The organism is Achromobacter sp., assembly GCF_057314935.1.
In genome coordinates this window covers 1-4,291 of sequence record NZ_DBHKZA010000037.1, presented here as the reverse complement: position 1 = coordinate 4,291, position 4,291 = coordinate 1, and the positions used below count along the sequence as shown (strand labels likewise).

Annotated in this window: 3 protein-coding genes and 1 pseudogene; 3 read left to right on the top strand and 1 reads right to left on the bottom strand. The window is 60.8% G+C overall.

Features of this window, described 5'->3' with window-relative positions; all coding sequences use genetic code 11:
• A partial coding sequence (gene glmS, locus ACO6D5_RS15305) for a glutamine--fructose-6-phosphate transaminase (isomerizing) (protein ID WP_485825849.1) occupies positions 1-915 on the top strand: 915 nt, incomplete at its 5' end.
• Positions 916-1,083: 168 nt separating this feature from the next.
• Here glmS and ACO6D5_RS15300 read toward each other — a convergent pair.
• Complete coding sequence (locus tag ACO6D5_RS15300; protein WP_485825848.1) at positions 1,084-1,674, bottom strand: hypothetical protein; 591 nt, start codon at positions 1,672-1,674, stop codon at positions 1,084-1,086.
• Between the two features lie 736 nt (positions 1,675-2,410).
• Here ACO6D5_RS15300 and ACO6D5_RS15295 point away from each other — a divergent pair.
• Together ACO6D5_RS15295 and ACO6D5_RS15290 are read left to right on the top strand one after the other, a co-directional pair.
• Positions 2,411-3,670, top strand: a complete 1,260-nt coding sequence (locus ACO6D5_RS15295) for a nucleotide sugar dehydrogenase (protein ID WP_485825847.1) — start codon at positions 2,411-2,413, stop codon at positions 3,668-3,670.
• Between the two features lie 39 nt (positions 3,671-3,709).
• Positions 3,710-4,291: pseudogene (locus ACO6D5_RS15290) on the top strand (hypothetical protein); the annotation flags it as partial.

The window sequence follows — 4,291 nt, the reverse complement described above, 5'->3', positions numbered from 1 at the left end:
GCGGGCCTGACCGCCAAGTACTGGATCGAGTCCATCGCCAAGATCCCGGTCGCCGTCGAAATCGCCAGCGAATACCGCTACCGCGACAGCGTGCCCAATCCGCGTTCGCTGGTGGTGACGATTTCGCAGTCCGGCGAAACCGCCGATACGCTGGCCGCGCTGAAGCACGCGCGTTCGCTGGGCATGGAAAACACGCTGACCATCTGCAACGTGTCCACCAGCGCGATGGTGCGCGAGTGCAAGCTGTCCTACATCACGCGCGCCGGCGTTGAAATCGGCGTGGCGTCGACCAAGGCCTTCACCACGCAGCTGACCGCGCTGTTCCTCTTGACGCTGGCGCTGGCGCAAGTGCGCGGCCGCCTGAGCGACGAGCAGGAAGCCGAACACCTGAAGGCGCTCCGCCACCTGCCGGTGGCCATCGGTTCGGTGCTGGCGCTGGAACCGCAGATCATGGCGTGGGCCGACCGTTTCGCCTCCAAGGAAAACGCCCTGTTCCTGGGCCGCGGCATGCACTACCCGATCGCGCTGGAAGGGGCGCTGAAGCTGAAGGAAATCAGCTACATCCACGCCGAAGCCTATCCGGCGGGTGAACTCAAGCACGGCCCGCTGGCGCTGGTGACGGAGCACATGCCTGTTGTGACCATCGCGCCCAAGGACGAGCTGCTGGAAAAGCTGAAGTCCAACATGCAGGAAGTGCGCGCGCGCGGCGGTGAGCTTTACGTCTTTGCCGACGCCGACAGCAAGATCCAAAGCGCCGAAGGCATGCACGTGATCCGCATGCCGGAGAACTACGGCAAGCTGTCGCCGATCCTGCACACGATCCCGCTGCAACTGCTGTCGTACCACACGGCATGCGCGCGCGGCACCGACGTGGACAAGCCGCGCAACCTGGCCAAGAGCGTGACGGTGGAGTGATGAAGGGCGGAGCCGGCGGGCGGCATCTGCCGCCATGCCGGGCCTGAGTTCTGCCTTCAATGCACAGAAGGGCCGCGGTCGCGGCCCTTCTGCTTTTTGAGGATCCTGGCGTTCGGGCAAGATCTGGGCTCCAACCGCTCCGATCCTTCCCGGGCCGAAGCCGCCCGATCACCACAGGTAGGGGTTGTCTTTCAGGACCTTCCTGGCCTGCCGGTAGGCATAGGTGAAGGCGCCCAGCGCCGCCAGGATCAGCAGCCAGCCGTTGCGCCTTTTGTTTTGCTTGCTGGCCAGGGCGCTCTGGTACTGGGCGTCCGGGTCCGCCAGCCATTTGCCGTCCTGGCGCAGGCCGTAGACCCCTATCCGCGTGAAGACGCTGGCCATCTTCCCGTGATACTCGTTCACCAGGTTGGCCGGGTCGTGATCGACCATCAACTCCAGGCGGACGGGAGGGGTGAGCGTGTAGCGGGCTGCCGCGCCGCGCATCTCCAATGCCGCACCCGGGTGCGCGTTGGAATACACGCAGCGCGGGCTGTGCCAACTGGTCTGGCTGCCGACCCGGATCCGGTCCGAATACGGGCATTCGGCCACCTTGTCCACCTGCATGGTCACGCTGCGCAGGGACGCCGGGTCGGGCGGCAGGCGGACACCATCGGCCGCGTCAAAGCTCAGCCAGGAAACATACAGCAGCGCCACCGCGGCGAGCGAGGTCTGAATGGGACGCTTGAAGCGCGACTTGCCGATCGTCCACGGCTCGCTCATGGGGCCGGCCCTTCTTTCTGCATTGGCGGCGTCATGGGAATCCTCGGAATCGGGTGATGGGGCGGGTTCGAGCCCCTGGTTGGCCGGCCCCCGGTCGGCCGGTCCCTGGATTGGCTTCGCGGGTGCATGCTAGCGAATTTCGGGAGGCGCGATTGGCCGCTATTAAACATAAGGTTGACCGATGTTTCAAATTAAGAGGCGATCCAGCAAGTGGCTCTTAAATACCGATCGCCCAGGCGCCAGATAGTGGCCCCGATTTGAGCGGTAAATAACCAATAATGCGGGGAGATCCCGGTAAATTGCGCCGCCATTACCTCCGGTCATTAATAAATAATCGCGATAGGGTATTATGTTTTTTCAGTTTGGTTAAACAAAAATAAGAAAAACGCTTTTTCATATTTACTAACAACTCAGCCGCCTGGTTGTGTTGCCGTTTGTGTAATGAATGTAATTATTTGAGGGAAATCCCGGGTTTATTACGGGCATCTCTGATTTATTTCCACAGCAATAAAAATTTTTAGAAAAAAGTTTGCTGTCTGGGACCTCTACCATTCGTTGGCTCGTCTCGCCCCACGTATTAAGGGGTATCGAGCTGTAATTATTCTTAAGCAATACGTCCGCCCAAATAGCACAAAGTTATTTCGATTTCACGTCGATAACTTGTCGCTGGGCGTCAATTTCTAGTGTCTGCGACACGATGAAGACAGTGAGGTCCCCCGTGGTAAAGAGAATCGCAGTGTGTGGCCTTGGATATGTCGGCCTGCCCGTAGCCGTCGCATTTTCCAAGCGCTTTGATGTCATCGGTTTCGATGTGGACAAGCGGCGAATCGCACGACTGAAAGAGGGTGATGACTGGACAGGCGAGATCGAACGCGACGTATTGCTGGCTTCCCCGATGCAGTTCACCGACCAGGTGACGGAACTGGAAGGCTGCGACTTTTTCGTCGTCGCGGTTCCGACGCCGGTCGACGAGAAAAACAATCCCGATTTTTCCTTGCTGGTCCGGGCGTGCCGCTCGATCGGCCCCGTGCTGCGTCCGGGATGCATCGTGGTTTTCGAATCCACCGTCCACCCTGGCGCGACGGAAGAAATCTGCGGCCCCGAGTTGGAAAAGGTATCCGGCCTGCGCTGCGGCGTCGACTTCAAGCTGGGCTACAGCCCCGAACGGATCAACCCGGGCGACCGCGAGCATCCGCTTGAGAAGATCGTCAAGATCGTGTCTGGCCAGGACGAGCAATCGCTGGAAGTCATCGCCGGCGTCTACGAAAAGATCATCGACGCGGGCGTGCACCGCGCTTCGTCCATCAAGGTGGCCGAAGCGGCGAAGGTGCTTGAGAACACCCAGCGCGACATCAACATCGCGTTGATGAACGAAATGTCGAAGATCTGCGACCTGGTCGGCATCCGCACCTCGGAAGTGCTGGCGGCGGCGGGCACGAAGTGGAACTTCCTGAAGTTCACGCCCGGGCTCGTGGGCGGGCACTGCATCGGCGTGGATCCCTATTACCTGACCTCCAAGGCGCAGGAACTGGGCTATCACCCCGAGGTCATCCTGTCGGGCCGCCGCATCAACGACGGCATGGCTACCCACGTCGCGTCGCGCGTGGTCCAGACCCTGGCACGCAACGGCCGCCTGAACGCCACGACCCGTGTGGGCATCCTGGGGATGACGTTCAAGGAGAACGTCCCCGACATCCGCAATTCGAAGGTCGTGGACCTTTACAACGCCCTGGGCAAATACGGCATTACGCCGGTTGCGTGCGATCCGATGGCCGATGCCGACCAGATGGAACACGAGTACGGCATCAAGCTGGTCAAGCGCGACGAATTCCGGGACATGGACGTGCTCATCCTTGCGGTTCCGCACCGCGAAACCATGGACACCATCTGGGAAGACATGCCGCAGCTGGTCAAGAGCGGAGGCATGGTGTGCGACCTGAAGTCCGTGCTTGACAGCAAACGGCTGCAATCCGACCTCTTGTACTGGACTCTCTAAGTTCGGTCTCGCGATCCATCTCTACAGGAGAGACCCTCAATGACTGCATTCACCACCGCTCCCATTGGAACCTGCCGCATCCATACGCCGCTGCGCGATGCCGTGGGCCGCTATCCGATCAAACTGCAACTGGGCCGCAACTACGGTTTCGTGCACACCACCGCCGAAGCGCTGCAGCAGGCGCGCTTCATGTTCGGGCAAGCCGACATTCCCGCCGCCGTGCAGCGCGTGATCTTCCGGCCCTCGAACGGCGAGCAGGCGCGCCGCGGCACGCATAAGCCGGCAGACCTGTACATGGTCGAACTGTCTTCGCGCAAGCTGCTGACCGTCGACGGCTATCCCATCCAGTCCAACTATCTGGTGCGCTACTTCAGCGAATTCTTCGCCGACCGCACGCGCACCCGCATGTTCTGGTCGCTGGCCCATGCCGACAAGCTTGCCGAACGGCGAGTGTTGCTGGACCAGGACCCCGTGTTCAAGAGCCTGTCTTCGGATGACCGCGACCTGCTTTCGCGCATCGTCAAGCGCGACCAGACCGATGAAGAGATCGAGACGGAAATGCGCCAGCTGGTCGAGCTGCTGGGTCGCGACAAAGTGGTGTTCGTCACGCACGTCAACGCC

Excerpts from the sequence above, each read along its gene's own strand:
- ACO6D5_RS15300 (WP_485825848.1), bottom strand. The coding sequence starts at position 1,674 with ATGAGCGAGCCGTGGACGATCGGCAAGTCGCGCTTCAAGCGTCCCATT.